Annotated in this window: 22 protein-coding genes; 21 read left to right on the top strand and 1 reads right to left on the bottom strand. The window is 33.6% G+C overall.

Going from position 1 to position 26,766, the window contains the following annotated elements:
- Positions 1-8 precede the first annotated feature (8 nt).
- The 17 genes from ACUUYC_RS07780 (at position 9) to purD (ending at position 17,629) form a co-directional block, all read left to right on the top strand.
- Positions 9-446: a dTDP-4-dehydrorhamnose 3,5-epimerase family protein gene (locus tag ACUUYC_RS07780; protein WP_474265094.1), complete on the top strand. Its 438-nt coding sequence runs from the start codon at positions 9-11 to the stop codon at positions 444-446.
- Positions 434-1,567 carry a polysaccharide biosynthesis C-terminal domain-containing protein gene (locus ACUUYC_RS07785; protein WP_474265095.1) on the top strand — a complete coding sequence of 378 codons (1,134 nt, stop codon included), beginning with the start codon at positions 434-436 and terminating at the stop codon, positions 1,565-1,567. Before ACUUYC_RS07780 ends, ACUUYC_RS07785 begins: the two co-directional genes overlap by 13 nt.
- A 10-nt stretch (positions 1,568-1,577) precedes the next feature.
- Positions 1,578-2,714, top strand: coding sequence for a non-hydrolyzing UDP-N-acetylglucosamine 2-epimerase (gene wecB / locus ACUUYC_RS07790; RefSeq protein ID WP_064965589.1), 1,137 nt, complete (start codon positions 1,578-1,580; stop codon positions 2,712-2,714).
- Entirely contained in the window at positions 2,704-3,891 is a 1,188-nt protein-coding gene (locus tag ACUUYC_RS07795; protein WP_474265096.1) for a glycosyltransferase family 4 protein, read from the top strand. The genes wecB and ACUUYC_RS07795 overlap by 11 nt, the downstream gene beginning before the upstream one ends.
- Complete coding sequence (locus ACUUYC_RS07800; protein ID WP_474265097.1) at positions 3,888-4,487, top strand: GNAT family N-acetyltransferase; 600 nt, start codon at positions 3,888-3,890, stop codon at positions 4,485-4,487. The genes ACUUYC_RS07795 and ACUUYC_RS07800 overlap by 4 nt, the downstream gene beginning before the upstream one ends.
- Positions 4,487-5,419 (top strand): methionyl-tRNA formyltransferase, encoded by a 933-nt coding sequence (locus ACUUYC_RS07805; RefSeq protein WP_474265099.1) that lies wholly within the window; start codon positions 4,487-4,489, stop codon positions 5,417-5,419. Before ACUUYC_RS07800 ends, ACUUYC_RS07805 begins: the two co-directional genes overlap by 1 nt.
- A complete protein-coding gene (locus ACUUYC_RS07810) occupies positions 5,416-6,087 on the top strand; it encodes a PIG-L deacetylase family protein (RefSeq protein ID WP_474265101.1) in 672 nt (223 codons plus the stop codon). The genes ACUUYC_RS07805 and ACUUYC_RS07810 overlap by 4 nt, the downstream gene beginning before the upstream one ends.
- On the top strand, positions 6,071-6,718 hold the full coding sequence (locus tag ACUUYC_RS07815) for a sugar transferase (RefSeq protein ID WP_474265102.1): 648 nt from the start codon (positions 6,071-6,073) through the stop codon (positions 6,716-6,718). The genes ACUUYC_RS07810 and ACUUYC_RS07815 overlap by 17 nt, the downstream gene beginning before the upstream one ends.
- Positions 6,719-6,724: 6 nt before the next feature.
- On the top strand, positions 6,725-7,885 hold the full coding sequence (locus tag ACUUYC_RS07820; RefSeq protein ID WP_474265103.1) for a DegT/DnrJ/EryC1/StrS family aminotransferase: 1,161 nt from the start codon (positions 6,725-6,727) through the stop codon (positions 7,883-7,885).
- Positions 7,886-8,014: 129 nt separating this feature from the next.
- The gene (locus ACUUYC_RS07825; protein WP_474265104.1) at positions 8,015-8,593 is read left to right on the top strand and encodes a sugar transferase; all 579 of its coding nucleotides are present in this window, start codon (positions 8,015-8,017) and stop codon (positions 8,591-8,593) included.
- A 2-nt stretch (positions 8,594-8,595) separates the two neighbouring features.
- Positions 8,596-9,726, top strand: a complete 1,131-nt coding sequence (locus ACUUYC_RS07830) for a DegT/DnrJ/EryC1/StrS family aminotransferase (protein WP_474265105.1) — start codon at positions 8,596-8,598, stop codon at positions 9,724-9,726.
- A gap of 56 nt (positions 9,727-9,782) precedes the next feature.
- Positions 9,783-11,819 carry a polysaccharide biosynthesis protein gene (locus tag ACUUYC_RS07835; RefSeq protein ID WP_474265106.1) on the top strand — a complete coding sequence of 679 codons (2,037 nt, stop codon included), beginning with the start codon at positions 9,783-9,785 and terminating at the stop codon, positions 11,817-11,819.
- Positions 11,820-11,857: 38 nt separating this feature from the next.
- Entirely contained in the window at positions 11,858-13,168 is a 1,311-nt protein-coding gene (locus ACUUYC_RS07840) for a UDP-glucose dehydrogenase family protein (protein ID WP_474265107.1), read from the top strand.
- A 22-nt stretch (positions 13,169-13,190) separates the two neighbouring features.
- Complete coding sequence (locus ACUUYC_RS07845; RefSeq protein ID WP_474265108.1) at positions 13,191-14,177, top strand: UDP-glucuronic acid decarboxylase family protein; 987 nt, start codon at positions 13,191-13,193, stop codon at positions 14,175-14,177.
- Between the two features lie 3 nt (positions 14,178-14,180).
- Positions 14,181-15,587 (top strand): exopolysaccharide biosynthesis polyprenyl glycosylphosphotransferase, encoded by a 1,407-nt coding sequence (locus ACUUYC_RS07850; protein ID WP_474265109.1) that lies wholly within the window; start codon positions 14,181-14,183, stop codon positions 15,585-15,587.
- Between the two features lie 3 nt (positions 15,588-15,590).
- Positions 15,591-16,361, top strand: a complete 771-nt coding sequence (locus tag ACUUYC_RS07855; RefSeq protein WP_474265111.1) for a glycosyltransferase family 2 protein — start codon at positions 15,591-15,593, stop codon at positions 16,359-16,361.
- On the top strand, positions 16,358-17,629 hold the full coding sequence (purD, locus tag ACUUYC_RS07860) for a phosphoribosylamine--glycine ligase (protein WP_474265112.1): 1,272 nt from the start codon (positions 16,358-16,360) through the stop codon (positions 17,627-17,629). The genes ACUUYC_RS07855 and purD overlap by 4 nt, the downstream gene beginning before the upstream one ends.
- On the opposite strand, the gene ACUUYC_RS07865 is transcribed toward purD, so the two are convergent.
- On the bottom strand, positions 17,624-17,851 hold the full coding sequence (locus ACUUYC_RS07865) for a DUF6341 family protein (protein ID WP_474265113.1): 228 nt from the start codon (positions 17,849-17,851) through the stop codon (positions 17,624-17,626). The two genes, purD and ACUUYC_RS07865, sit on opposite strands and share 6 nt — an antisense overlap.
- Positions 17,852-17,897: 46 nt before the next feature.
- Between ACUUYC_RS07865 and ACUUYC_RS07870 the strand changes: the two genes are divergently transcribed.
- The 4 genes from ACUUYC_RS07870 to ACUUYC_RS07885 all read left to right on the top strand — a co-directional run bounded on the left by ACUUYC_RS07870 (position 17,898) and on the right by ACUUYC_RS07885 (position 26,719).
- Positions 17,898-18,821 (top strand): DUF6427 family protein, encoded by a 924-nt coding sequence (locus ACUUYC_RS07870; RefSeq protein WP_474265115.1) that lies wholly within the window; start codon positions 17,898-17,900, stop codon positions 18,819-18,821.
- Positions 18,822-19,063: 242 nt separating this feature from the next.
- Positions 19,064-24,874 carry an SdrD B-like domain-containing protein gene (locus ACUUYC_RS07875; RefSeq protein WP_474265116.1) on the top strand — a complete coding sequence of 1,937 codons (5,811 nt, stop codon included), beginning with the start codon at positions 19,064-19,066 and terminating at the stop codon, positions 24,872-24,874.
- Positions 24,875-25,038: 164 nt separating this feature from the next.
- Entirely contained in the window at positions 25,039-25,644 is a 606-nt protein-coding gene (locus ACUUYC_RS07880; protein ID WP_474265118.1) for a DUF4254 domain-containing protein, read from the top strand.
- A 31-nt stretch (positions 25,645-25,675) separates the two neighbouring features.
- Entirely contained in the window at positions 25,676-26,719 is a 1,044-nt protein-coding gene (locus ACUUYC_RS07885; protein WP_474266362.1) for a glycosyltransferase family 9 protein, read from the top strand.
- The last annotated feature ends 47 nt before the right edge of the window (positions 26,720-26,766 follow it).

Genomic DNA, 26,766 nt, shown 5'->3' on the forward strand with positions numbered 1-26,766 from the left:
GCATTCACATGAGTACATCAGTTCCAAATATTATATCAGGAGGAAACTATAAAGATGAACGCGGACAACTCGAATTCTTCAATGATTTTGATATGTCGCCAATAAAACGTGTATACTTTACTACACACTTTGATACGGAGACTGTTAGAGCTTGGCAAGGACATATTATAGAAAGTCGTTGGTTTATTTGTACAGCAGGAAGCTTTACGGTAAAACTGGTTGAAATTGATGATTGGGAAAATCCTTCCGATGATTTAAAAGTGTACGAATATGAATTATCTGTTGACAAACAAGAAATACTATACATTCCAAACGGTTTTGCAAACGGCTTCAAAGCTTTAGAAGCGAATGCAAAATTTATGATTATGTCAAATTACGGATTTAACGAAATAGAAAACGATCAAATACGATTCGATCAAAATAAATGGACCAAATGGGACAACTAATAAAAGTAGGAATCACTGGGCAAGGTGGTTTTATGGGAACTCACTTATACAACTTTTTAGGTACAAAAACAGAAGAAATAGAACGTGTCAGTTTTCAAAGAAACTACTTTGAAGAGGAAGCTGAACTTCAAAACTTTGTAAAATCGTGTGATGTTATTGTGCATATTGCTGCAATGAATCGCCATGAAGATCAACAAGTAATCTATGATACGAATGTTGGCTTGGTTCAAAAATTAGTGAGTGCTTGTGAAGCAACGAACTCCACACCAAAAATCATATTTTCCTCTTCTACACAAGAAGAAAGAGACAATCTATATGGAAAATCAAAACGTGATGGAAGACAACATTTGGAAAATTGGGCAACCAAAACAGGTGGAAAAATCGCTTCATTGATCATTCCAAACGTATTTGGACCTTTTGGAAAACCATTTTACAACTCGTTCATTGCAACCTTTTCACATCAAATAGTTGCTGGAGAACAACCAACAGTGATTAATGATAGTACAGTAAATTTAATCTACATCAATGAACTTTCAGAAGCGTTTTACAACGAGGTTGTAAAGCAAAATGCTGAAAACATACAATCATATGTAGTGCCACATACATCATCACGTAAAGTGTCTGAAATTTTAGGATTACTAAAAAGTTTTAAAACACAATATGTAGATAATGGACAAGTACCAAAAGTAGATTTAAATTCATTTGAATTAGATTTATTTAATACGTTTACGAGTTTTATCCCAAAAGATTATTTTCCAAGAAAATTTACAAAACATACAGACGATAGAGGTGCATTTGTAGAAATCATGCGTGCAGGTTCGGCAGGACAATCATCATATTCAACAACAGTTCCCGGAATCACACGTGGAAATCATTATCACACACGAAAAGTAGAGCGCTTTGCTGTTATTAGTGGAAAAGCGTCTATTCAGCTTCGTAAAATTGATTCGGACGAAGTCTTTGAATACATCTTAGATGGAGCAGAACCAGCCTACGTTGACATGCCTATTTGGTACACACATAACATTAAAAATATTGGCGACACAGAATTAATAACATTATTTTGGATCAATGAACCATACAATCCAGAAGACGCAGATACCTATTTTGTAAAAGTATAATAACGATACAATGAAGAAACTAAAAGTAGTAACGGTTGTAGGAACACGACCAGAAATTATTAGACTATCGTGCACACTAATTGCATTAGATAAAAGTGACGCTATAGAACATGTTTTGGTTCATACAGGACAAAACTATGACTATGAATTAAACGAAATATTCTTTGAAGATTTAGGCCTTAGAAAACCAGATCATTTCTTAGAAGCTGCAGGAAAAAATGCCACGGAAACTGTTGGAAATATTTTAATTAAAATTGACCCAATCTTAGAACAAGAAAATCCAGATGCGTTTTTAGTATTAGGAGATACAAACTCTTGTTTATGTGCAATTCCAGCCAAAAAACGTAAAATTCCTGTATTCCATATGGAAGCTGGAAACCGTTGTTTTGATCAACGTGTACCAGAAGAAACTAACCGTAAAATTGTAGATCATGTATCTGATATCAATCTTACATACAGTAGCATTGCTCGTGAATACCTATTACGTGAAGGATTATCTCCTGATAGAGTAATCAAAACAGGAAGCCCAATGTATGAAGTACTTCACAAATTTTTACCAAAAATTGAAGCTTCAAACGTATTAGAAAAGCTAGGATTAGAAAAAAACAAATTCTTTGTAGTATCATCACACAGAGAAGAAAACATAAGCAATCCAAAAAACTTTAAAGGATTAATTGATTCATTAAATCAAATTGCAGAAACATACGATTATCCAATCATTGTTTCTACACATCCAAGAACGCGAAACATGTTAAATAGTAAAAACATGGAAACGCACAAAAACATTCAGTTTTTAAAGCCACTTGGTTTCTCAGATTACAATGCATTACAAATGCATTCATTTGCGGTACTATCTGATTCAGGAACAATATCGGAAGAATCGTCTATCTTAAACTTTCATGCACTAAATATACGTGACGCACACGAACGTCCAGAAGCAATGGAAGAAGCTTCGGTAATGATGGTAGGACTCAATCCTGAACGTATAATGCAAGGATTAGCTGCACTAAACGTACAAGAAAGAAGTCCAAAAAGGAATTTCAGAGAAGTATATGACTATTCTATGCCAAATGTTAGTGAGAAAATGGTGCGAATTATACTTTCGTACACAGATTATATAAAAAGAGTTGTTTGGAGTGAAGGATAAAAATATATTAATAGCGAGCTGTGTTTTTCCGCCAGAACCTGTTGTTTCGGCGACCATATCATTTGATTTGGCTAACTATTTAGCTAAAGACAATACGGTTACTGTAATCAGTCCAAAACCAACAAGACCTGAAGGGTACAACTTTGATGATAATCCAGTTGACAAAAACAGGGAATTTAAGCATGTTGTTGTAAACTCATATACGAGTGCAAAATCTAAAATAATACCGCGCTTTTATGAAAGTTATAGCTTAGGGAAACACATTGCAAAATATATAAAGAAAAACAAAGGAAACATAGATGTAGTCTATATCAATTCCTGGCCTTTGGCTTCACAATATTTAATTGTAAAAGCTTGTAAAAAGCTGAACATTGAAACGGTAGTTCATATTCAGGATATTTATCCAGAAACACTTACAAACAAGCTTCCTGTATTAAAATCATTCTTTCATAAACTATTGCTACCATTAGACAAGTATATTTTAAAAAATCCTAGAACGGTAGTCACAATTTCTTCTGGAATGAAAAAGCATCTAGTAGATACAAGAAATTTAGAAGAAAAGAGTATTAAGATTGTATACAATTGGCAAAACACTAAAAAAGTAGCTGCGGCAAGTAAGGAAAACGAATTTTTTACATTTGTCTACCTTGGAAGTTTAAGTCCATCTGCACAAATAGAAAGTATCATAGAAGGTTTTGGAGCATTAAACAATTCTAAGGCTAAACTAATTATTGCAGGATCAGGTTCTGATGATGAAAAATTAAAAAAAATTGCAGCGGATTATCCTGATGCAAATATTGAATTCACACTAGCGCCATCCGATAAAGTAGCTGAAATACAAGCGAAAGCAGATGTTTTAGTATTATCATTGCGAGAAGGAGTTGGTAAAATTGCGCTTCCTTCAAAGCTAGTTTCGTATATGTTTTCAAAAAAACCAATCCTAGCGATTGTAGAAAGTGATTGTGATATTGAAAAAATAATTCTAGATGCCGATTGTGGTTGGGTTGTAAAACAAAATCAGCAAGAGGATATCAAAAATAAAATGGCCGAATTGATAAAAACTGATCAGAAAACTTTACTAGAAAAAGGAGAAAGATCAGAAGTGTATGCTATCCAAAACTTGTCAAGAGAAGTCAATTTAGAAAAATTATCGAAGATTATAACCAATGATTTATGAAGATTAAACAATTAGAGGTTAGCGACGTAAATGAAGTAGTTAAAATTCATCAGAATACATTTAGCGGTTTCTTTCTAACACAATTAGGAACGAAATTCTTAAACGTATACTACGCTTCCTGTATAAAAAATAAAGCTTCTACAATTGCTGTTGGTATATATTCAGAGGAAAATACCTTATTAGGATTTTCAATTGGAAGCACACAATCTAAAGGATATTACAAAAGAATATTAAAAAGCAATTTTTTTAAATTCTGTATGATTGGAATATATCTAGTATTTACAAAACCTATGGCTATAATTAGGTTAATGAAAAATATGGATAAAGTAAAAAAAGAATCTGATGATGGTTTGTATTGCGAGCTTTTATCTATAGGTATTAGTGCTGATCAAAAAGGAAAAGGCTACGGAAAAATTTTGCTTGAAGCATTTGAAAAAGAGGCTTTAAAAAGAGATTTGAGGAAAATTACACTAACTACAGATTACGATAATAATGACGGAGTTATAGCCTTTTATAAAAAATCTGGGTACGAAGTTTTTTATGAATTTACGACGTATCCTAATAGAAAAATGTATAAATTTATCAAAACAGTATAATGAAAATATTTTGTGTTGGCTTCCATATGGAAGGTGTTGAAGCTTTTGATTTTTTGGCAAAAAATTACAATGTTGTTGGTCTAATGACACTAAATACTGATGCAGCAAGTAAAAGAAGTGGTGTATTTAACTTTCAATCATTTTCTGAGGAAGCAAACATTCCGTATTACGAAGTAAAACATATCAACGATGAAAGTTCTGTAGAAATTATAAAAAATCATGCGCCTGATATTTTACTTGTATTAGGTTGGAGTCAACTATTAAATGAAGAAGTATTATCCATTCCAACAATAGGAACCATTGGAGCACATGCTTCGTTGTTGCCAAAAATGAGAGGTAGCGCACCTATAAACTGGGCAATCATCAAAGGAGAAGAAAAAACAGGAAATACCATAATGTGGCTCAACATTGGTGTAGATACAGGAAAAATTATTGATCAATATGAGTTTGACATCAACATATACGATTCTTGTAATACACTATATGAAAATGTTGCCAAGTCGAACAGAATAATGCTGGAAAGATCCTTACCATTAATAGAAAAAGATGGGCAAATTGGAACTATTCAGGAAGAAGGCGACGAAGACATACTGCCAAGAAGAAGACCAAAAGATGGGCTTGTTGATTTTAATAAAAATACATTAGACGTATATAATTTTGTAAGAGCGCTAACACGTCCATATCCAGGAGCATTTTTTCAGTATAATGATCAAAAAGTAATTATATGGAAAGCTTCGTATTCAAAATTATATAATGCTTCCGCTGAAGCAGGAGTTATTGTAGATTATATATATAGTTTTGACGACAATGATTGCGCAGTATTAATTTCAACAAAAGATGGCGCGTTAATTATAAATGAAATCGAAACAGAAACTAAGATTATCAAAGGGAAAGACCTACATGATTTTTTTAAATTAAATGATAAAATATGAGTAAAAAAGTTTTAGTAATAGCCGCGCATCCAGATGATGAATTGCTAGGTTGTGGAGGCGCTGTAGCGTTACATACTAAAAATGGAGATGAAGTTACTTCTATAATTGTTTGTGAAGGTGATTCGTTACGATATGACGACATAAGTTCCAAACATCAAAATCAAATATTTCAAGCAGCTGAAGTTTTAGGTGTAAAAGATGTACGTTCTTTAAAGTTTCCAGATCAAAAACTAGAAACTGTAATTTTAACAGATCTAATTCAGCCGATACTAGACATCATTAGAGAAATAAAACCTCAAATTGTATATTGCCAATATGGAGGCGATGTAAATAGAGATCATAAAATTCTATTTGAAGCAATATTAGTAGCTACAAGACCAACAGAAGAATTCATAGAAACAGTATATGCTTTTGATACGGTTTCATCAACAGAATGGGGATATCCTAGAAACTTTGTTCCTGATACTTGGATCGATATTACTTCAACATTAGGAACGAAGCTAGAAGCAATGTCTAAATACGAAACTGAGCTAAGAGATTATCCGCATCCTAGATCATTAAAAGCACTAGAATACAAAGCCTATGCAGCAGGAAACGAATGCCTAATGGAAGCTGCAGAATGCTTTATGACGATACGAAAAACAATAAGAAATGGAAAGCCTTATTAATAGACTCGTCGCACTCATTGCAATACTTGTATTAAGTCCGATCCTTATTTTTGTAATAATAGGAATTTTAATATCTGATTTTGGTCCCTTAATATACACAGCAAAAAGAGCTGGGAAAGATGGTAAAGTACTCGGTGTATTAAAATTCCGATCGATGAGAGTTTCTAAAAAACAGGAATCTAAAATTACAAGTAAAAATGATTCTAGAATATTTGGTTTTGGAAAATTCATTAGATTAATAAAAGTTGATGAATTACCACAACTTTTTAATATTCTAAAAGGAGAAATGAACATCATAGGACCACGACCTGAAGACCTTTCTATTGTACAAGATCATTATGATGATTTAATGATGGAAAGTCTATCAGTAAACCCTGGTTTAGCAAGTCCTGGCAGTTTATACAACTATACACACATAGAAGATAGCTTAGATGAAAGTGATGCTGAAGAAACATACATCAAAGAAATACTGCCTTTAAAAGTGAAAATTGATGTCGTATATGTGAGAAACAAATCTCTTATGTACGATTTAAAAATCATTATTAAAACATTCATTATTATACTTCAGCGATCATTTGGTAAAAAAGACTTTCCTTTGCCAAAAGAATATCATCTAGCTCAAAAACTTTAATTTAATATGGAAACAATAAAAAAAATCCCTTTTGCTAAAATTCACATAAGCAATAAAGAAAGAGAATTAGTAAAAGAAGTTTTAGATAGTGGTTGGTTAACAACAGCTGGAAAAACATTAGAGTTTGAAAAAAGATTTGCAGAATATGTTGGCGCACCATACGCCTGTGCTGTCAATTCTTGTACAGCAGCATTGCACTTAGGTTTAGAAGCATTAGGTGTAAAAGCTGACGATGAAGTATTTGTTCCTTCAATGACATTTACAGCATCAGCAGAAGTAATAAGATACTTAGGAGCGCATCCAGTATTGGTAGATACAGAATACAGAACTAACTTAATTACTCCTGAAATTTTAACAGCAGCTATTGAAAAACATCCTAAAGTTAAGGTTTTAGTAATTGTTCATTTCTCTGGACAAGCATCAGATATGTCAAAAATAAAAAGCATATGTGACCAACATGGTATCAAAATTATGGAAGATGCTGCACATGCTTTTCCAACAAAATGTGATGGAAAATATATTGGTAGTTTTGGAGATATTACTTGTTTTAGTTTCTATGCCAATAAAACAATTACTACAGGAGAAGGTGGTATGCTTGTAACTTCAAATGAAGAAATATATAAAAGAGTAAAAGTAATGCGCCTTCATGGAATAAACAGAGATGTTTGGGACAGATTTAACTCGGACAAACCTTCATGGGAATACGATGTTGTTGAAGCCGGATACAAATACAACATGCCTGATTTAAGTGCAGCAGTTGGATTAGGACAACTTGATCAAGCAGAACAATTTAGAGCAGAAAGACAAAAAGCTGTGGAGTGGTATTATGAAGAACTCAAAGATATGTCAATGCTCGATTTACCAATTTGTCACGGAAAACATGAAGATCATTCATGGCATTTATTCATTGTAGTTCTTACACAATCTGCAAAAATTTCTAGAAATAAACTCATAGAAAAGTTAGCTGAATTTGGAATAGGAACATCTGTTCATTACAAGCCATTACATCAAATGACCTATTACAAGGAAAAATATAATTTAAATAAGGAAGACTATCCGTTGGCTGAAAAAACTTGGCAAGGAAATGTGTCACTTCCATTATATCCTTTTATGAGTCATGAAGACGTTAAATATGTATGTGATAAAATAAAACTACTATTACAATAATAAAATAGTAGTAGTTTTTTAATGAGTTACGTACTATAATTTAAGTCGAACTCACGTTAAATATAATATTAATGCCTTCAAGACTTGCTTCTGAAGATCATGTAGTGTGACTATAAAATAAAAACGAACGTGACTACAACCGAAAAAAATATAAAACGTGTCTTTGATGTTTTTTTCGCATGCATTGGATTGTTAGTGTTAGGATGGTTTATTTTGTTGACGGCAATTATTTCAAAAATTGTCATAGGTGGAAACGGATTTTTTAAGCAAAAACGTATTGGTCAGTATGGAAAGCTGTTTACGATTTATAAAATTGAAACCATTCATCCAAAAGAAGCAACAAAGCAAAAACCTAATATTTCAAAATTGGGACAATTTATAAGAAATTATAAAATAGACGAATTTCCACAATTTTGGAATGTGTTAGAAGGAGCCATGAGTTTTGTAGGTCCACGACCCGATCTTCCTGGATTTGCTGACAAATTGGAAGGTGAAGCAAAAATTATATTAAGTGTAAAGCCAGGAATTACAGGACCTGCAACTTTATACTTTCGAAATGAAGAAGCTGTATTAAAAGCACAAGAAAACCCAGAAGTCTATAATCGAGAAGTCATCTGGCCACAAAAAGTTGCGCTCAACATACAATATGTCAAAGAATATCGTTTTATCAAGGACATTCAATATCTATTCAAAACATTTTTTTCATAAACATGTCAAAAATAAAACTCTCTACATCACATCTTAGCGGTCATGAACTGCCTTACATTCAAGCTGCACTTGAAAGCAATCAAGTATCTGTATATGGAGACAATTTAACAGGTTTTGAAAACGATCTTGAAAATTACCTTCAAAAAGAAGTAAAAGTTGCCTGTACAATTTCTGGAACTGCGGCAATTCACTTAGCATTAATACTTGCAAATGTGAATCATAATGATGAGGTTTTATGTCAAAACATGACGTATGCAGCTTCCGTAAATCCAGTGATATACCAGAATGCAACTCCTGTATTTGTTGGAAGTGAAAAAGATACATGGAATATGTGTCCTGAAGCTTTAGAAGAAGCAATAAAAGATAGAATTTCCAAAGGGAAAACGCCAAAAGCAATCATCGTTGTACATTCGTACGGAATGCCTGCAAAGATGGACAAAATAGTAGCCTTGGCGAATCAATATAAAATTACATTAATTGAAGATGCTGCAGAAGCTTTAGGTTCAAGTTACAAAGGTCAACTTTGTGGAACATTTGGCGATTATGGAGTGTTATCATTCAATGGAAATAAAATTATCACAACTTCTGGTGGTGGAGGAATTGTTTGTAAAAATGAAGAAACCAAAAACAAAGCAATCTTCCTAGCAACGCAGGCAAGAGACAAAGGACCTCATTACCAACATTCGGAAATAGGATACAACTATCGCATGAGCAATATCATCGCAGGAATTGGTAGAGGACAAATGAAAGTGTTGGAAAAACATGTTGAATTACGTAGAGGTGTAAATCAATTTTACAAAAATGTATTCAAAGATGTTGAAGGAATTACAATATTTGAGGAACCGTCAAATGATCATTATTCAAATCATTGGCTAACGTGTATTACCATTGATGAAAGCAAAGTAGGATTCAATAGTGAAGATTTACGTATTGCTTTGCAGCAACAAAACATAGAATCCAGACCACTTTGGAAACCATTACATTTACAACCTATATTTGCAAAATATACATATTATGGGACAAACTATTGCGAAAAATTATTCAACACAGGATTGTGTTTGCCTTCTGGATCGAATTTAACAACAGAAGAAAAACAAAGAATTGTAGAAGTAATAGCGAGTTTACTAGCATAGAAACAAATAAATTAAGTAATTTGTATATTAAAATTTAAGAATCTGTTTTTGAGAAGATGAAGGTATTGAATTTGATAAGAATAAGAGAAGCTTTAAAACAAGTTTTGAAATCAAGCAAAAAACGTATTGATTTTAAAAATCTTGGGTATTTGCCAAGATGGCTTATTTTATGTTTTGATATGTTTATATGCTGTGTGGCATTGTTGCTCACAAGTGCTATTGTAAACAATATCAACATTAGTGATTTAAATTCGAATGCATCAGAAACATTCTTAGGGCTTGCACCAAGAGCTGGTTTAATATTAATAACCAACTTATTGTTCTTTATCTTTTTTAGAACATATGCAGGACTTATTCGTCACTCAACATTTATAGATGCTATCAAGTTTTTCTTAGCGTCGTTAGCAACACTCATTACGTTATTAGTAGTGAACTATTCGCATTTAATTATAAATGACGATCCATTATTCCTAACGCCAAAGCTATTCATTTACTTTATAATGTCGTTCTCGTTTCTATTACTCTTCAGAGTATTAGTAAAGCAAGTGTTTGAAGCATACTTTGACTATGCAACCAAAGAAGAACGTATCAGTGTCATGATTTATGGAATTGACGCAAATGCAATCGCCATATCAAATGCACTAAAAGTAGAACGTCCTGTACGTTACAAACTCATAGGTTTCATTGACAAAAAAGGAAAAAACCAGAGTAAAGAAATCTTAGGATTACCAATCATTCATTACAAAAGAAAACTCTCAGTAATCTTACGAGCTTACGGAGCAAATGCTATCATACTAGCTGATCAATCAATTACGCAAGAAGAACGTATCAAAATTGTTGATGAATGCTTAGAACACAATCTAAAAGTATTGCGTGCGCCGATTGTTGCGGACATGGAAGACAAGGAAAATGTCAACCTAGCACAGCAAATACAAAATGTTCAAATTGAAGACTTACTCGAAAGAGAACCAATAGTTCTGAACAATAAACTAATTGCAAAAGAACTCTACGACAGACGTATTTTAGTTACTGGTGGTGCTGGATCAATTGGAAGTGAAATTGCACGACAAGTTGCCAACTACAAACCACAAAAACTAATCATTGTCGATCAGGCAGAAACTCCATTGTATCAAATACAAATGGAAATCAGATCAAACTTTCCTGACTTAGACTTTGAAGCTGTCATTGCCGATGTGCGTGACAAAGACAAACTAGATAACATTTTTGAATTATATAAACCACAAGTAGTGTATCATGCGGCAGCATACAAACACGTTCCGTTAATGGAAGACAATCCGTCTCAAGCTATTTTTGTGAATGTAATGGGAACTAAAAATGTTGCAGATACAGCGTTAAAACACCAAGTTGAAAAATTCGTATTAGTCTCAACTGACAAAGCAGTAAATCCTAGTAATGTAATGGGAGCTTCTAAACGAATTGCCGAAATATATGTGCAAACGTTGCAAGAAACATTCAAAAATGATACGCGTTATACTACCAACTATGTAACCACACGTTTTGGAAATGTACTAGGATCAAACGGTTCGGTAGTTCCATTATTCAAAAAGCAAATTGCAGAAGGTGGACCGTTAACCATTACGCATCCTGATATTATTCGTTACTTTATGACGATTCCGGAAGCATGTCAACTGGTTTTAGAAGCTGGTGCAATGGGACATGGAGGAGAAATTTACATCTTTGACATGGGAGAAGCGGTGAAAATCATTGATCTGGCGAAGAAAATTATCAAGCTAGCCGGATTTATTCCAAACAAAGACATTGATATCAAAATCATTGGTCTGCGTCCAGGAGAAAAACTATACGAAGAATTGCTCAACGATAAATCTACAACGTTGCCAACATATAATGAAAAAATTATGATTGCACGTGGTGAAATGTATGATTATAATACGATCAATGAAAATATTGCGGAATTAATAGATTCTGCTTCACTTTTCAATAAAGTTGAGGTCGTAAAGCGAATGAAAGCATTAGTCCCTGAATACAAGAGTATGAATTCTTCCTATGAAGAATTAGACCATAAAGAAAAAGATGTTCCTGTAAAAAAACTAGTAGATAAAAAATCAAGCTAAAAAGGAACGATACTATAAAAAGCATTAAAAATTAATAGATGAAAATAACTGTTGTAGGAACAGGATATGTAGGACTAGTTACTGGAACGTGCCTAGCTGAAACAGGAAATGATGTACTTTGTGTAGATATTGACAAACATAAAGTGGAACGTATGCAAAATGGAGAAGTTCCAATATACGAACCACATTTAGATATACTTTTTGATCGAAATATAAACGCAGGACGTTTAAAATTTACCACTTCGCTCGAAGATGGATTAGCACACGGACAAATTATATTTTTAGCATTACCAACGCCCGAAGACGAAGATGGATCAGCTGATTTATCATACGTAGTAGGAGTTGCGGAAAACATTGGTAAGCTTATGACAGAATATCGTGTCATAGTAGACAAAAGTACCGTACCAGTTGGAACTGCCGAAAAAGTAACTGCTGTCATTGCAGCACATGCTTCTGTAGAATTTGATGTAGTTTCAAACCCAGAATTTTTACGCGAAGGATTTGCCGTAGATGATTTCATGAAACCTGAACGAATTGTAATTGGTTCAAGTTCAGAAAGAGCTACCGCACTTATGCAGCGTTTATACAAACCATTTGTACGTTCGGGGAATCCAATATTAATTATGGATGAAAAGTCCGCAGAATTAACAAAATACGCTTCAAACTCATTCTTAGCGGCAAAAATTACGTTCATGAATGAGATTGCGAATTTCTGTGAAAAAGTAGGCGCAGATGTTGATAAAGTTCGTATTGGTATGGGAACAGATTCTCGTATTGGAAAACGTTTCCTATTTCCAGGAATTGGATACGGAGGTTCATGCTTTCCAAAAGATGTAAAAGCATTGTACAAATCTGGAAAAGACAACAATTACAATTTTCAAATACTAGATGCAGTTATCAATGTAAATGACAAGCAAAAAACTGCGTTAATTCCAAAAGTAGTTTCACACTTAGGGGAAGATTTATCAGGAAAAACAATTGCATTATGGGGATTGGCTTTTAAGCCAGAAACGGACGATATTCGTGAAGCTCCATCTTTGTATATTATAGATGAATTACTTGCTAGAGGCGCAAAAATAAAAGCATTTGATCCAGAAGCAATGGACAATGTAAAAGCGAAACTTGGAGACAAACTAGAATATGCAGATAGCATGTATGGGGCAATTGCAAATACAGATGCGCTGATTATCTGTACAGAATGGAGCATATTTAGAACACCAAATTTCAAGAAATTAAGAGAAAATCTAAACCAACCAATTATATTTGACGGAAGAAACTTGTACGATGTAGCAGATATGGAAAAAGAAGGATTTACGTATTTTTCTATAGGTCGAAAAGAAGTTTTATAATTCCAAAATAACCAATAACACGATGAAACGAATTCTAATTACGGGCGCAGCCGGATTTATAGGTTCACACTTATGTGATCGCTTCATAAATGAAGGATATCACGTTATAGGAATGGACAATCTTATTACGGGCGACATTCGTAACATAGAACACTTATTCCATCTCAAAGAATTTCAGTTTTACCATCACGATGTTACAAAATTTGTACACGTACCCGAAAAACTAGATTATATATTACACTTTGCTTCTCCAGCAAGTCCTATAGATTACTTAAAAATTCCGATTCAAACCTTAAAAGTAGGATCGTTAGGAACACATAATTTATTAGGCTTAGCCAAGGAGAAAAAAGCACGTATTTTAATAGCTTCTACGTCGGAAGTTTATGGAGATCCATTAGTACATCCACAACACGAAGAATATTACGGAAACGTAAACACTATTGGTCCACGCGGAGTTTATGATGAAGCAAAACGTTTTCAGGAATCTATTACAATGGCGTATCATAGATTTCATGGTTTGGAAACTAGAATTGTGCGTATATTTAATACATACGGACCGCGAATGCGATTGAATGACGGACGTGTAATCCCTGCATTTATTGGACAAGCACTTCGTGGAGAAGACTTAACAGTATTTGGAGATGGAAAACAAACGCGCTCATTCTGTTACATTACGGATCAAGTAGAAGGAATTTTTCGATTGTTAATGAGTGATTATGTAGAGCCAATAAACATTGGAAATCCACACGAAATTACCATTGGTGATTTTGCAGAAGAAATCATAAAGTTGACAGGAACTTCGCAAAAAGTAATTTATAAAGAATTACCAGTAGACGATCCATTACAGCGAAAGCCAGACATTCGCAAAGCAAAAGAAATCCTAAATTGGGAGCCAAAAGTAAATCGTACTGAAGGAATGAAAAAAACCTACGATTACTTCAAAGCATTGCCAGAAAAGGAGCTTTTCAAAAAAGAACACAAAGATTTTTCAACCTATACAAGAATGTAACGGATGCATATTAGAGGAAGATATTCGTGGCTATTAAGACCATCTTTTGTGGTATTTGATTTATGTGTCATCAATATCTTTGTGTTTTGGTTTTTCGACTTCAACGATCAAAATCTATACTTTTTCGAGTCGTCTTTTTGGAACAATCAACACTTACTCTTTATTTTATATACGATCATTTTTTGGCCGTTATCAAGCTTCTTTCTAGGGTTTTATAATGTATATCGTTTTACGTCAATTCCACATATTTTATCCTTACTTATAAAACAATTATTAGCATATACTTTAATCATATATGCGTTTATTGGAATCTTTAGAAGTATTGACATTCAGGCTTTTGTAACGTTTAAGTACCTAATGACAAGCTTTGGTATTATAGGGTTGGGTAAAATAATTGGGTATTATGCTTTAAAAAAATTCCGATCTGTTTTACACGGAAACATTCGACGTGTTATCATCATTGGAGGAAGTTCGGGCGCACAAGAATTAAAACGATTATTCAAAAATAACAAAGAATTAGGATACAAGTTATTAGCATTATTTAGCAATAAAAAAGAAGAAGGAATTACAGGAACTATTGAAGATAGTTTCAAATATATTGAAGAAGAAGATGGTATTGACGAAATTTACTGTGCTATTGATGAACTCACTGAAAAAGATGTAAATGACTATGTAAAATATGCGAGTTTAAATAGAATCAACATTAAGTTTATTCCAAATACAAAAAAGCTATTTTCCAAACGACTCAAAACAGATTACTATAATTACTTACCTGTACTTTCCATTCAGGAAGTTGCACTCAATAACAACTTGAACCGAATTATAAAGCGTGCGTTTGATGTTACTTTTTCACTACTCATTATTATCTTCTTTCTATCTTGGTTTATTCCGCTAATCGCGATATTAATAAAGCTAGAATCAAAAGGTCCCGTTTTTTACAGACACATTCGAAACGGAATCAATTACAAAGAATTTACCTGTTACAAATTCCGTTCGTTGACACATAATAGTGAAAAAGGATACGAACACGTAACAGAGCAAGATTCACGTGTAACTAAAATTGGACGTTTTATTCGTAAAACAAGTATTGACGAATTGCCACAGTTTTTCAATGTATTAAAAGGCGATATGTCCGTTGTTGGTCCGCGACCACATATGATTCCATACACAAAAGCATATGCTAAAAAAATTGATAAATACAACTTTGTATTTCGTCATAGTGTAAAACCTGGAATCTCAGGTTTGGCGCAAGTAAAAGGCTATAGAGGTGAAATTAGAAATGATGAAGACATTATCAATCGTGTGAAATATGACATCTTTTACATAGAAAATTGGTCGTTGTTCTTAGACATTAAGATTATCTTTGAAACCATTGGCAACATTCTCAAAGGAGAAAAAAAGGCATACTAAATTATGTATCAACCGTTAGTTTCTATCATTACGCCAACGTACAATGCCGAATTGTTTATTTTGGCAACAATCGAATCTGTTCGTACACAAACCTATACCAATTGGGAAATGGTGATTGTAGATGATGCTTCCAGTGATACCACTGTAGACATTCTTAAAAAATATGCCGCTTTAGATGATAGAATTAAGTTTTCTGTATTAGAAACTAATGCTGGCGCAGCCGTTGCCCGAAATACAGCCATAGAAAAAGCTACTGGAACTTACATAGCATTTTTAGATGCAGACGACTTATGGATGCCAGAAAAGCTGACGAAACAAATCAATTTTATGCTAAAAGAAGACATTCAAGTATGTTTTTCTAGCTATGAATTAATGGATGAATCAGGAAAATCGTTGGGTAAAATGGTGAAAGCATTGCCAAAAGTAGATTTCTCCAAAATGCTCAAAAGTAATTATGTCGGAAACCTTACGGGAATTTACAATGCGGAAACCTTAGGTAAAGTATACATGCCAAACATTCGCAAACGCCAAGATTGGGCTTTGTGGTTAACACTTATTAAAAAAGTTGGACATGCATACAGTATTTCGGAACCGTTAGCAAAATATCGCTTGCGCGAAAATTCAATTTCATCCAATAAACTAAATTTATTAAAATACAATTATACTATTTACAGAAAGGCGCTTAAATTTGGGGCTTTCAAATCGAGCTTATATTTAATTCGATTTTTAATAGAACATTTCTTTATAAAACCACAACAAACAACACAACTATGAACATTCTTGTTTTAGGATCAGGCGGAAGAGAACACACACTCGCTTGGAAATTAGCGCAAAGCCCTTTATTAAAAAACCTTTTCGTTGCGCCAGGAAACGCAGGAACAGCAAACATTGCAACTAATGTAGCGATGAGTGTAAATGATTTTGAAGCCATTGGTACATTTTCAAAGGAAAACAATATTGATATGGTAGTTGTTGGTCCAGAAGATCCATTGGTAAACGGAATTCATGATTATTTCTTAAATGACGATGCTTTAAAAGGAATTCATGTAATTGGTCCACAAAAAGCTGCCGCAGAATTAGAAGGAAGTAAAGAATTTGCCAAAGAATTTATGATGCGTCATAACATTCCAACGGCGGCATATCAAAGTTTTACCAAAGACACTGTAGAAGCTGGTTGTGAATTTTTGACAACATTAAATTCGCCATATGTATTAAAAGCAGATGGTTTGGCAGCTGGAAAAGGTGTACTAATCATAAAAGATTTAAAAGAAGCACAAGATTCGCTTAGAGAAATGTTGGTGGATGCAAAGTTTGGTGATGCAAGTACAAAAGTAGTAATTGAAGAATTCTTAGATGGAATTGAATTAAGTTGCTTTGTATTAACAGACGGGAAAAACTATGTAACGCTTCCAACCGCAAAAGATTACAAGCGTATTGGAGAAGGTGACACAGGGTTAAATACAGGTGGAATGGGCGCAGTATCGCCAGTTCCGTTTGCAGATGCTGAATTTCTAGAAAAAGTTGAAACACGTATCATAAAACCAACTGTTGACGGTTTTCAAAAAGATAACTTACCATACAAAGGATTTGTTTTTATAGGATTGATTAAAGTTGGAAACGATCCATTTGTAATAGAATACAATGTACGATTGGGCGATCCGGAAACGGAAGTTGTAATTCCTAGATTGTCAACTGACCTAGTTGAATTATTCCAAGCAGTAGGAAATCAAAAACTAGATGAGGTTTCGTTAAGTATAAAAGAAGAAGCGGCAACAACTATTATGGTTGTTTCTGGTGGATATCCGGAAGCATATGAAAAAGGAAAAGAAATAACAGGTATAGAAGCGATTGAAGATTCTATTGTATTTCATGCAGGAACAAAATTAACTGATGGAAAAGTTGTAACCAATGGAGGAAGAGTTATAGCAATTACATCACAAGCGAATACTTATGAAGAAGCCATAAAAAAATCTTATCAAAACATAAACAAGTTACATTTTGATAAGATGTATTATAGAAAAGATATCGGCTTTGACTTATAAATAAGAATGTGACGAAATATCTTTGCGTTCTTCGTTATTACTATCGAATTTTCTCAATTGCATAACCCAATAAATCATAGCCGTAGCACCAATTAACATAAAAATCCAGTTAATTCCATTTGCAGCAAACCAGCTTCCTAATTCCGTTGCTCGTAAAGATTCAAATGGAGCTAAAAGTGTGCTTTCACAAAAACTAGCAATTCCTTCAAAAAAATTTTTCATCGATAAATCGTATTATATTTACAGTACAAAAATATAAAAACCTCAAATGATAACAAGCGTTTTTGGGAAATCAAAACCAATAAATTTTATTCTCTGTTCGGGAATTGTGCTAGTTTACTTCGTAATTTACTTATTATCAGGTAATAACGAGTTAAATATGGATATGCTAACATTGCAAGTTCCTGTGTTATTTCTATTACTATTTTCTCTATTTATGGTAGATTTTATTGTAAAGAAGAACGATTTAACACAGCAAAACGATTATGCACTACTAATTGTCACGCTTTTTATAGGTTTTTTTCCAAACATATTTGAACATCTAACTATTGTTTGCATCCACGTTTTAATATTACTTGCATTTAGAAGAATTATAAGTTTGCGATCCTTGCATAGTGTCAAACAAAAATTATTAGACGCTTCTATATACATAACATTAGCATTATTATTCGATTCTTGGGTTGTTTTGTACATGCTCATCATATATATAAGTATCTTATTATATGTTTCTAATGATTATAGAAATTGGTTAGTGCCGTTTGTTGGTGTTTTTAGTATCATTTGTATCTACCTTACCTACAACTATCTTACAGACCAAAATATACTTACAAATCAAATTTTCAACTTTGATGTAAAAATTGAGTATCCTATGGAAAATTACAAGCGAATAGCACTTCATTCGCTGATTACCTTACTTTTTTGTGTTAATCTTGTAATCTTTTTTCTAAAAATTAAAACGTATTCTTCTCAAAAAAGAATTTCTTTTTTACTAACTAATGTGCTGTTTTTTATAGGCATTACATATGTGTTATTCGCTAAAAATAGCACTAATAATACAGAGATATTACTCTTATTTCCATTAGGTATTTCTACAGCAAATGTTCTGGAAAATATAGAAAACAAAAGGGTCGGGAATATTTTGCTCATTTTACTAATGATTGTTAGTTTTGGATTCAGTATTTATTTAAAATAAACACGAAAACCGTAACATCATTACTGTTTTTACCTACATATTTGTAAGAAAAAGACGTCTTATTATGCTTTTTCTCGATTTTAATGACGTTTTATCTAAAAGAAAACCCGTTGTCTGTTTTTTAGAATTTTTCCAAATATTTTTGTGATCGAGTTTTAAGCCAACTCATCCCAAACTTATTATTAATTTTTTCTATTTCATGTGTCTGGTACATATATAAATAGTAACTAAACAGCAAATCAATGAAGACTAAAATTACTCTTTTGGTCCTAACAGCCTTATTAGGACTGACAAATGTTTTCGCGAATTCAATGCCCACAAGCGAAAATGTTGTCGAGAATGAAATCATGACCACTGATGATAATTCAATTATCATCTCAGCAGGGAAAAGGATTTACACACTTGACATGAACACGTACCAAGCTACGTTGTTGGCAACATCACCTTATGTAAACGAAATTAACTCCATCGCTAGTGATGCCACTTCAGGATGGATTTTTTACGTTTCTAACCACATCTCTAGTTACAACTGGACAATTTATGGTTACAATGTGTATACAAATACACACAAAAATTTTGGATCAGTTAGACATTTCTTTACGTCTACAGGTCACGCGTACTCTTCTAGAGGATTAGCATCTGGTGGAGCAACTTTTTACAATGGAAAATTGTATTTCGCAATGGAATATCCTTCATACTGTTATTACGGTAGAGGAGAGAGTTCAGGTAATTCAAACCCAAAAGATGAATTATCAAACAATGTAAGAGCGACAGGAACAGTGTCGAACTCATTGTTTACTAATGGACCAGTTACAAGAAACTCTTCTGCGGAAGCTGATGAAACTGACAACGGTGGTAGAACAGGAACTGGAGAAACTCCTGAAGATTTCCAAATTATAGAAGCTGCTGAAGCTAATGAATTAAACGATCTTGTTAGTGATTATATCCCTGAAGAAGATTTACCAACTGACGAAACTGCAGATGATGATTTACAACAAAGAGGAACATCATCTAGTGCTGAAAGTTATGGATACAGCTACCACAGTAGTACGTACAATAACTATATGTACTTATTAGAGATTTCTTTTTCTGGATTATCTGATTCTTCAGGACAAACTACATCTGTATCTAACGGTACACCTGTATATGACAACTGGTGGTATTCAAGTTTCCTATATAGAGGAGAATTAGGAGATATCGTTGTTGATGACAACGGTCAATTATACGCTGCAACTTCTTACCAAGTACAAGCATACAACTTCAATAGCAACAGATATGACTGGGCTAACAATGAAGATGTATATGCTCAAATGGCAAAAGATAAAAACAGTGCTCTTCAATTATTAAAGAACAAAAGACAATGTAGTACTTATTACTACTATGGATGTCCACACACAACTTGTACAACTAAAAGTTTCGTACAAAGTTATACGGCTCCATCAAGTTTAAGAACTTATAACAATCTTCAAATTGGATCACTAAATGAAATTAGTGGACTAAACAGTAGTGATGTTGGTAGAATTACGGATGCTTCTGATTATATTAGATTAACGCCTCCAGTATCTTATAAAATTAAAGGTTTCGCATTTGATGATAACAACGAGAACGGAAACTTTAACGGAGGACAAGGAGAAACTAAATTAGATGGTATCGCAGTAACATTATATGCTGATAACAATAATGATGGTGCTTTAGATGCTGGTGATACAGTAATCGAATCTTTAAATACTGATTCATCAGGAAATTACGAATTTAACGGTGTAGAAGTAGCAAATACTTTAGTACAAGTAACAGTGCCAACTGATACAGCTACAACTACGTATACATTGACAACTTCAGAAGTTGTTGCTGTATCGGAAACTACAAATGATGTAACTGTTAAGTTTGGAATTAATGAAGCGCAGATCCTTGTAAACTATGATGTTTTCGGAACTGTATATGATGACGATAACGAAAATGCTACTTTGGATAACGGAGAAGCTGGATTAGATAACGTAACATTAACACTTTACGCTGATAATAATGCTGATGGAGTTTTAGATAGTGGTGATTCAGTAATCACAACAACTACATCTGGAACAGACGGATCATACAGCTTTATTCATGTGTGTATTCAAAATACAATTGTAGCTGTAACAGTGCCAACAAGTACTGGAAGCCACACATATACATTAACAACATCTGCAACACAAGCTATTGATTCAATCAATACAAATGTAACAGGGTTAGATTTTGGAATTAATAAAGCGCAAATTATCGATTACAGTATCTCAGGAAATGTATACGATGATAACGACGAAAGTGGAGCACAAGATGCTGGTGAAGACAACTTAGAGTCTGTAACAGTAACATTATATGATGATGCTAATGCAAACGGAGTTGTTGACGCAGGAGATACAGTAATCTCAAGCACTGTATCTGCAGTAGATGGAACATACAACTTTACAAATGTAGCAGTACAAAATACAGTAGTTGCTGTAACAGTACCAACAAACACTGGAGACTTTACATACTTATTAACAACAGCAGGAGAGCGTAACACTAGCTCATTAACTACTGATGTAACAGGAATTAACTTTGGAATCAACGAAGTACAAATTATTGATTTCAACATTTCAGGAACTGTATTTGATGATGATAACGCAAATCAATTATTAGAAACTTCAGAAGGAAGATTAGACAATGTAACAATGATGTTATATGCTGATAATAATACTGATGGAGCTTTAGATGCTGGTGATACAATGATTACTTCTACAGCAACTGGAGTAGATGGAACATATGCGTTCTCAAATGTAACAACTCAGAATACATTAGTAATGGTAGAAGTGCCAACTAATACACCAAACTTTACATATAGCTCAACAACACCAGAATTATTAGCTGCTACATCAACAACAGCTGATATAACAGGATTAGACTTTGGAGTGAATAAAGTTCAAGTTGTTGATTACAGTATCTCAGGAAATGTATACGATGATAATGACGAAAGTGGAGCACAAGATGCTGGTGAAGATAACTTAGAGTCTGTAACAGTAACATTATATGATGATGCAAACGCAAACGGAGTTGTTGACGCAGGAGATACAGTAATCTCAAGCACTGTATCTGCAGTAGATGGAACATACAACTTTACAAATGTAGCAGTACAAAATACAGTAGTTGCTGTAACAGTACCAACAAACACTGGAGACTTTACATACTTGTTAACAACAGCAGGAGAGCAAAACACTAGTTCATTAATTACTGATGTAACAGGAATTAACTTTGGAATCAACGAAGTACAAATTATTGACTTCAACATTTCAGGAACTGTATTTGATGATAACAATGAAAACGGATCAAATGACGCTGGAGATGGTGTTTTAGACGGTATCAACGTTACATTATATGCTGATAACAATGCTGATGGTAACTTAGATGTTGCTGATACAACATTAACATCAACTACAACTGCAGTAGACGGAACATATAGCTTTGCAAACATTACAACGCCAAATGTTCTTGTAGTAGTAACTACACCAGGAAACACTGCAACATTTACATACGTATTAACAACTTCTAATACACAAGCAACTAGTTCAACAACTGTTGATGTATCAGGATTAGATTTTGGAATCAATGAAATTAAAGTTATTAACTATGACATCTCAGGATCTGTATATGATGACAACAACGGAGATGGTATAAAAGATGCTGGAGAAGGATCAATTGGACCTGTAACACTAACATTATACTCAGATAATAACAATGATGCAGTAGTTGATGCAGGTGATACTGTAATTGGAACAACTGTAACAAACTCAATGAGTGGAAACTACAACTTCCTAAATGTAACAGTAGAAAACACAATAGTTTCAGTAACTGTACCTACAGATACTGCAGCATTTACATATGTTCTTACAACTGCTGGATCACAAGATACAACGTCAGTTTTAACTGATTTAACTGGAGTTGATTTTGGAATTGATAGAGCTCAAATAATCAACTACAACATCGCAGGAACTGTATTTGATGATGATAATGCAAACGGAACAATTGATACAGGTGAAAACTTCTTAAGAAGTGTAACACTTACATTATATGCTGATGTTGATAACAACGGAAGAGTTGGAGCAGCTGATACAGTAATTGCTACAACTACATCTGCAAGCGATGGAACTTATGGTTTCTCAGCAGTAACAGAGCGTAATACATTAGTAACAGTAACAGTGCCAACAAATGGTGCATCATTCACATATGTATTAACTACTGCAGATACAGTAGTAACTGATTCTACAATTACAGATATAAATGGAGTTGACTTCGGAATTAACCGTGAAATAACAATCAACTATAACATTAGTGGATTTGTTTGGGATGATGATAATGAAAACGGATCTCCAGATACTACTACTGAAGCATTCTTAGACGCTATAACATTAACATTATATGCTGATAACGATAACAACGGAAGAGTTGGAACTGGTGATACAGTAATCACTACAACAACAACTGCAGCAGATGGAACATATAGTTTTGCAAATGTAACTACAGCTTCTACATTAGTTGAAGTAGGAGTACCTGCTAACACAAGTACTTATGTATACAACTTAACAACAGGAGCAGAATTTGTTACAAGTTCAGTAAATACTGATGTAACTGGTGCTAACTTTGGAATCAATGAGCAAACTGCTACATATTCAATCTCAGGAACTGTATTTGATGATGATAACGAAAATGGAATTATAGATTCTGAAGGTGGTATATCAAATATTCCAATCAGATTATATGATGATTTAAACCAAAATGGAAGAGTTGATAGAGGTGAGCCATTATTAGTGGAAACACTTTCTGATAGAAATGGTAACTACCAATTCTTAGGATTAACGAATGTATTTGTAGTAATACAAGCAGCAGTTCCACCAAGAACAACAACATTCCAGTACACACCAACTACAGCAGTAAGTGTTGGTTTAAACTCAGGAATACCAACAATTGTTAACTTTGGAATTAATAGAGAATTAATAATTCTTTATGATATTAGTGGACTTCTTTGGGATGATGATAATGCTGATCAAGTAAAAGATCCTTCAGAATTAGTATTAGAGAATATTAATGTTACACTTTACAATGATGTAAATGCAGATGGTGTTATTGATTCAACTGATCCTGCTATTGTAACAGTTCCAACAAACGCTACTGGTACATACACATTCACAGGTGTAACTGCACAAAACGTTATTGTTCAACCTACATTACCGTCTAACGGAACATTTACAACACCAGGTTTATTAGCACTTACAAGTGTAAACAATAACATTACAAACGCTAACTTCGGAATTGACGTTATGTCAAGCACATTCCAAGTAACAGGAGTTGTATTTGATGATGATAACAGAAACGGTATTGCTGATCCAGGAGAAGGTTCAGTAAATGGTTTAGCAGTAGAAATCTATGTAGATACTGATGGATCAGGAACATTTGATCCTAACTTAGATGCATTAGTTGCCTTTACGCAAACTTCTAACGGATCATTTAACTTTACAAACCCTAACTATGTTGTAAACAACGTACCAACAGGTCAAGTATTTATTAGAGTTGTGATTCCTGCAGGAAACCCACCACTATTAACATACACAGCAACATACGATCCTGATACAGGAACTGCTAACCCTGATGGAGTGTTCCCAACAATTATGACAGGAAACATTTCAGGAGTTAACTTTGGTATTGACGTAATTGACTTTATTGGAACGCCAAGAGATAATGCTACTGATGATGTATTATTCACTAACGGAGAAAACATTCAAGCAGCAGCAGTAGATGTATCTTCAAGATTAAGATTATATCCAAACCCAACTGTAAGAGAGATTGCTATCAACGCAGAAGAGTTTAGTGGAGATGTTACTGTTGAAATATACAATGATAGAGGATATAAAATGATGACTACAACAGCGACTCCTTTTGGAGGAGAGTTGAAAGTAGATGTACAGAGATTACGACCAGGAATGTACTATGTAAAGTTCGGGTCAAGAAATAAAGTTGCAAGTAAGAAATTTGTAAAAAGATAATTAATTGCAATCCCCAACCTCAAAGAAAAGCCGCTGTAAAGCGGCTTTTTTTGTTTTATTAAAACTTCATTCTTAAAGTGCAGTATGTACCATTAGGTGCATAGCTTTTATTTCCTGTACTAAAATCAAATATTAGCGTATATTTGTATCAAAATACAAGAAATATGTTTAGTGATCTGGCAAATAAAATATTCCAAGAAAGCATTGAAAAGTATCACATCATTGATGATGTAGCACAATCGTTCGAAAATCCATATGCAAAAGATAAAGTAGAACACCTATTGTATAGAAAAAACTGGATTGATACAGTTCAATGGCATTACGAAGACATTATTAGAGATCCAAACATTGATCCTGTTGCTGCCTTAAAATTGAAACGTGATATTGACGCTTCAAACCAAGATAGAACAGATACAGTAGAATACGTGGACAGCTACTTTCTTCAAAAATATAATGATGTAACTGTAAAAGAAAACGCGACAATCAATTCTGAAAGTCCAGCATGGGCACTTGATCGTTTGTCAATTCTTGCCTTAAAAATATATCATATGCAAGAAGAAGCAGATCGTACGGATGCTTCAGATGCGCATAGAGCTAAATGTCAAGACAAATTAAACATCTTGTTAGAACAACGCGTAGATCTTTCTACAGCAATAGATCAATTAATTTCAGACATCGAAAATGGTGACAAATACATGAAAGTGTATAAGCAGATGAAAATGTACAATGACGATGATCTAAATCCAGTACTTTACAACAAAAACAAATAACATACGTCTCAAAGAATCAAAGCATCACATGATGACTTCAACATCTTCGAAACACATTCTAGTCATACGTCTTTCAGCAATGGGAGACGTTGCTATGACTGTACCAGTTATCAAAGCTATGATTCGCACGTATCCAACGATACAAATAACAGTTGTTTCCAGAGCGTTCCTAAAACCTATATTTGAAGATATTCCAAATGTATCTTTTTACACAGCTGATGTAAAAGGAAAGCACAAAGGTGTTTTTGGGTTATACAAACTATACAAAGAATTAAAAGCACTACAAATAGATGTTGTTGCTGATCTTCACAATGTATTGCGATCTAAAATTTTAGGACTCTATTTTAAAATTGGTGGTTTCAAGGTATCTAAAATAGACAAAGGACGCGCAGATAAAAAAGCATTAACGCAAACTAAAGATAAAATCTTCAAGCAACTCAAGACGACACACGAACGTTATGCGGATGTTTTTGAAGAAATAGGATACAACATATCACTCACCAAAGAAGATGTATTACCGCAATTGCCACTTATCAAAAAAATAACTGTTTTTACTGGTGAAGATCAAAAAAAGTGGATTGGAATTGCGCCTTTTGCAGCTTTTGAAGGAAAAACGTATCCTTTTGAGTTGATGGAAAAAGTGATTGCTAACCTAAGCGAAACCAATACCTACAAAATAATTCTTTTTGGCGGACCTGCAGATAAAAAACAACTCGCAACACTCAGTGACAACTACGAAAATGTGATCAACTGTGCTGGATTGTTTACGTTTCAAGAAGAGCTAGTATTAATATCGAACTTAGATGTAATGCTATCTATGGATTCTGGAAATGCACACTTAGCAGCTATGTTTGGTAGAAAAGTAGTCACTATTTGGGGAATAACGCATCCATATGCAGGATTTTATCCATTTGGACAATCGCATGAAAATGCAATATTAGCAGACAGAGAAAAATATCCACTATTGCCAACTTCAATCTACGGAAACAAATATCCTGAAGGTTATGAAAACGTAATGCAAACCATTACACCGAAAGCTATTTTTGATAAAATTGTTGAGGTGATCAATATATAAAATTCAGTAATTATTCAACTAACATGATTATTTAGAGTTTTAAAGCA

Source organism: Kordia sp. E (assembly GCF_056033805.1).

Excerpts from the sequence above, each read along its gene's own strand:
- ACUUYC_RS07805 (WP_474265099.1), top strand. The coding sequence starts at position 4,487 with ATGAAAATATTTTGTGTTGGCTTCCATATGGAAGGTGTTGAAGCTTTT.
- ACUUYC_RS07800 (WP_474265097.1), top strand. The coding sequence starts at position 3,888 with ATGAAGATTAAACAATTAGAGGTTAGCGACGTAAATGAAGTAGTTAAA.
- ACUUYC_RS07880 (WP_474265118.1), top strand. The coding sequence starts at position 25,039 with ATGTTTAGTGATCTGGCAAATAAAATATTCCAAGAAAGCATTGAAAAG.
- ACUUYC_RS07855 (WP_474265111.1), top strand. The coding sequence starts at position 15,591 with ATGTATCAACCGTTAGTTTCTATCATTACGCCAACGTACAATGCCGAA.
- ACUUYC_RS07875 (WP_474265116.1), top strand. The coding sequence starts at position 19,064 with ATGAAGACTAAAATTACTCTTTTGGTCCTAACAGCCTTATTAGGACTG.
- ACUUYC_RS07830 (WP_474265105.1), top strand. The coding sequence starts at position 8,596 with ATGTCAAAAATAAAACTCTCTACATCACATCTTAGCGGTCATGAACTG.
- ACUUYC_RS07885 (WP_474266362.1), top strand. The coding sequence starts at position 25,676 with ATGACTTCAACATCTTCGAAACACATTCTAGTCATACGTCTTTCAGCA.
- ACUUYC_RS07815 (WP_474265102.1), top strand. The coding sequence starts at position 6,071 with ATGGAAAGCCTTATTAATAGACTCGTCGCACTCATTGCAATACTTGTA.
- ACUUYC_RS07865 (WP_474265113.1), bottom strand. The coding sequence starts at position 17,851 with ATGAAAAATTTTTTTGAAGGAATTGCTAGTTTTTGTGAAAGCACACTT.
- purD (WP_474265112.1), top strand. The coding sequence starts at position 16,358 with ATGAACATTCTTGTTTTAGGATCAGGCGGAAGAGAACACACACTCGCT.
- ACUUYC_RS07870 (WP_474265115.1), top strand. The coding sequence starts at position 17,898 with ATGATAACAAGCGTTTTTGGGAAATCAAAACCAATAAATTTTATTCTC.
- ACUUYC_RS07780 (WP_474265094.1), top strand. The coding sequence starts at position 9 with ATGAGTACATCAGTTCCAAATATTATATCAGGAGGAAACTATAAAGAT.
- ACUUYC_RS07785 (WP_474265095.1), top strand. The coding sequence starts at position 434 with ATGGGACAACTAATAAAAGTAGGAATCACTGGGCAAGGTGGTTTTATG.
- ACUUYC_RS07845 (WP_474265108.1), top strand. The coding sequence starts at position 13,191 with ATGAAACGAATTCTAATTACGGGCGCAGCCGGATTTATAGGTTCACAC.
- ACUUYC_RS07840 (WP_474265107.1), top strand. The coding sequence starts at position 11,858 with ATGAAAATAACTGTTGTAGGAACAGGATATGTAGGACTAGTTACTGGA.
- ACUUYC_RS07835 (WP_474265106.1), top strand. The coding sequence starts at position 9,783 with ATGAAGGTATTGAATTTGATAAGAATAAGAGAAGCTTTAAAACAAGTT.
- ACUUYC_RS07850 (WP_474265109.1), top strand. The coding sequence starts at position 14,181 with ATGCATATTAGAGGAAGATATTCGTGGCTATTAAGACCATCTTTTGTG.
- ACUUYC_RS07820 (WP_474265103.1), top strand. The coding sequence starts at position 6,725 with ATGGAAACAATAAAAAAAATCCCTTTTGCTAAAATTCACATAAGCAAT.
- wecB (WP_064965589.1), top strand. The coding sequence starts at position 1,578 with ATGAAGAAACTAAAAGTAGTAACGGTTGTAGGAACACGACCAGAAATT.
- ACUUYC_RS07810 (WP_474265101.1), top strand. The coding sequence starts at position 5,416 with ATGAGTAAAAAAGTTTTAGTAATAGCCGCGCATCCAGATGATGAATTG.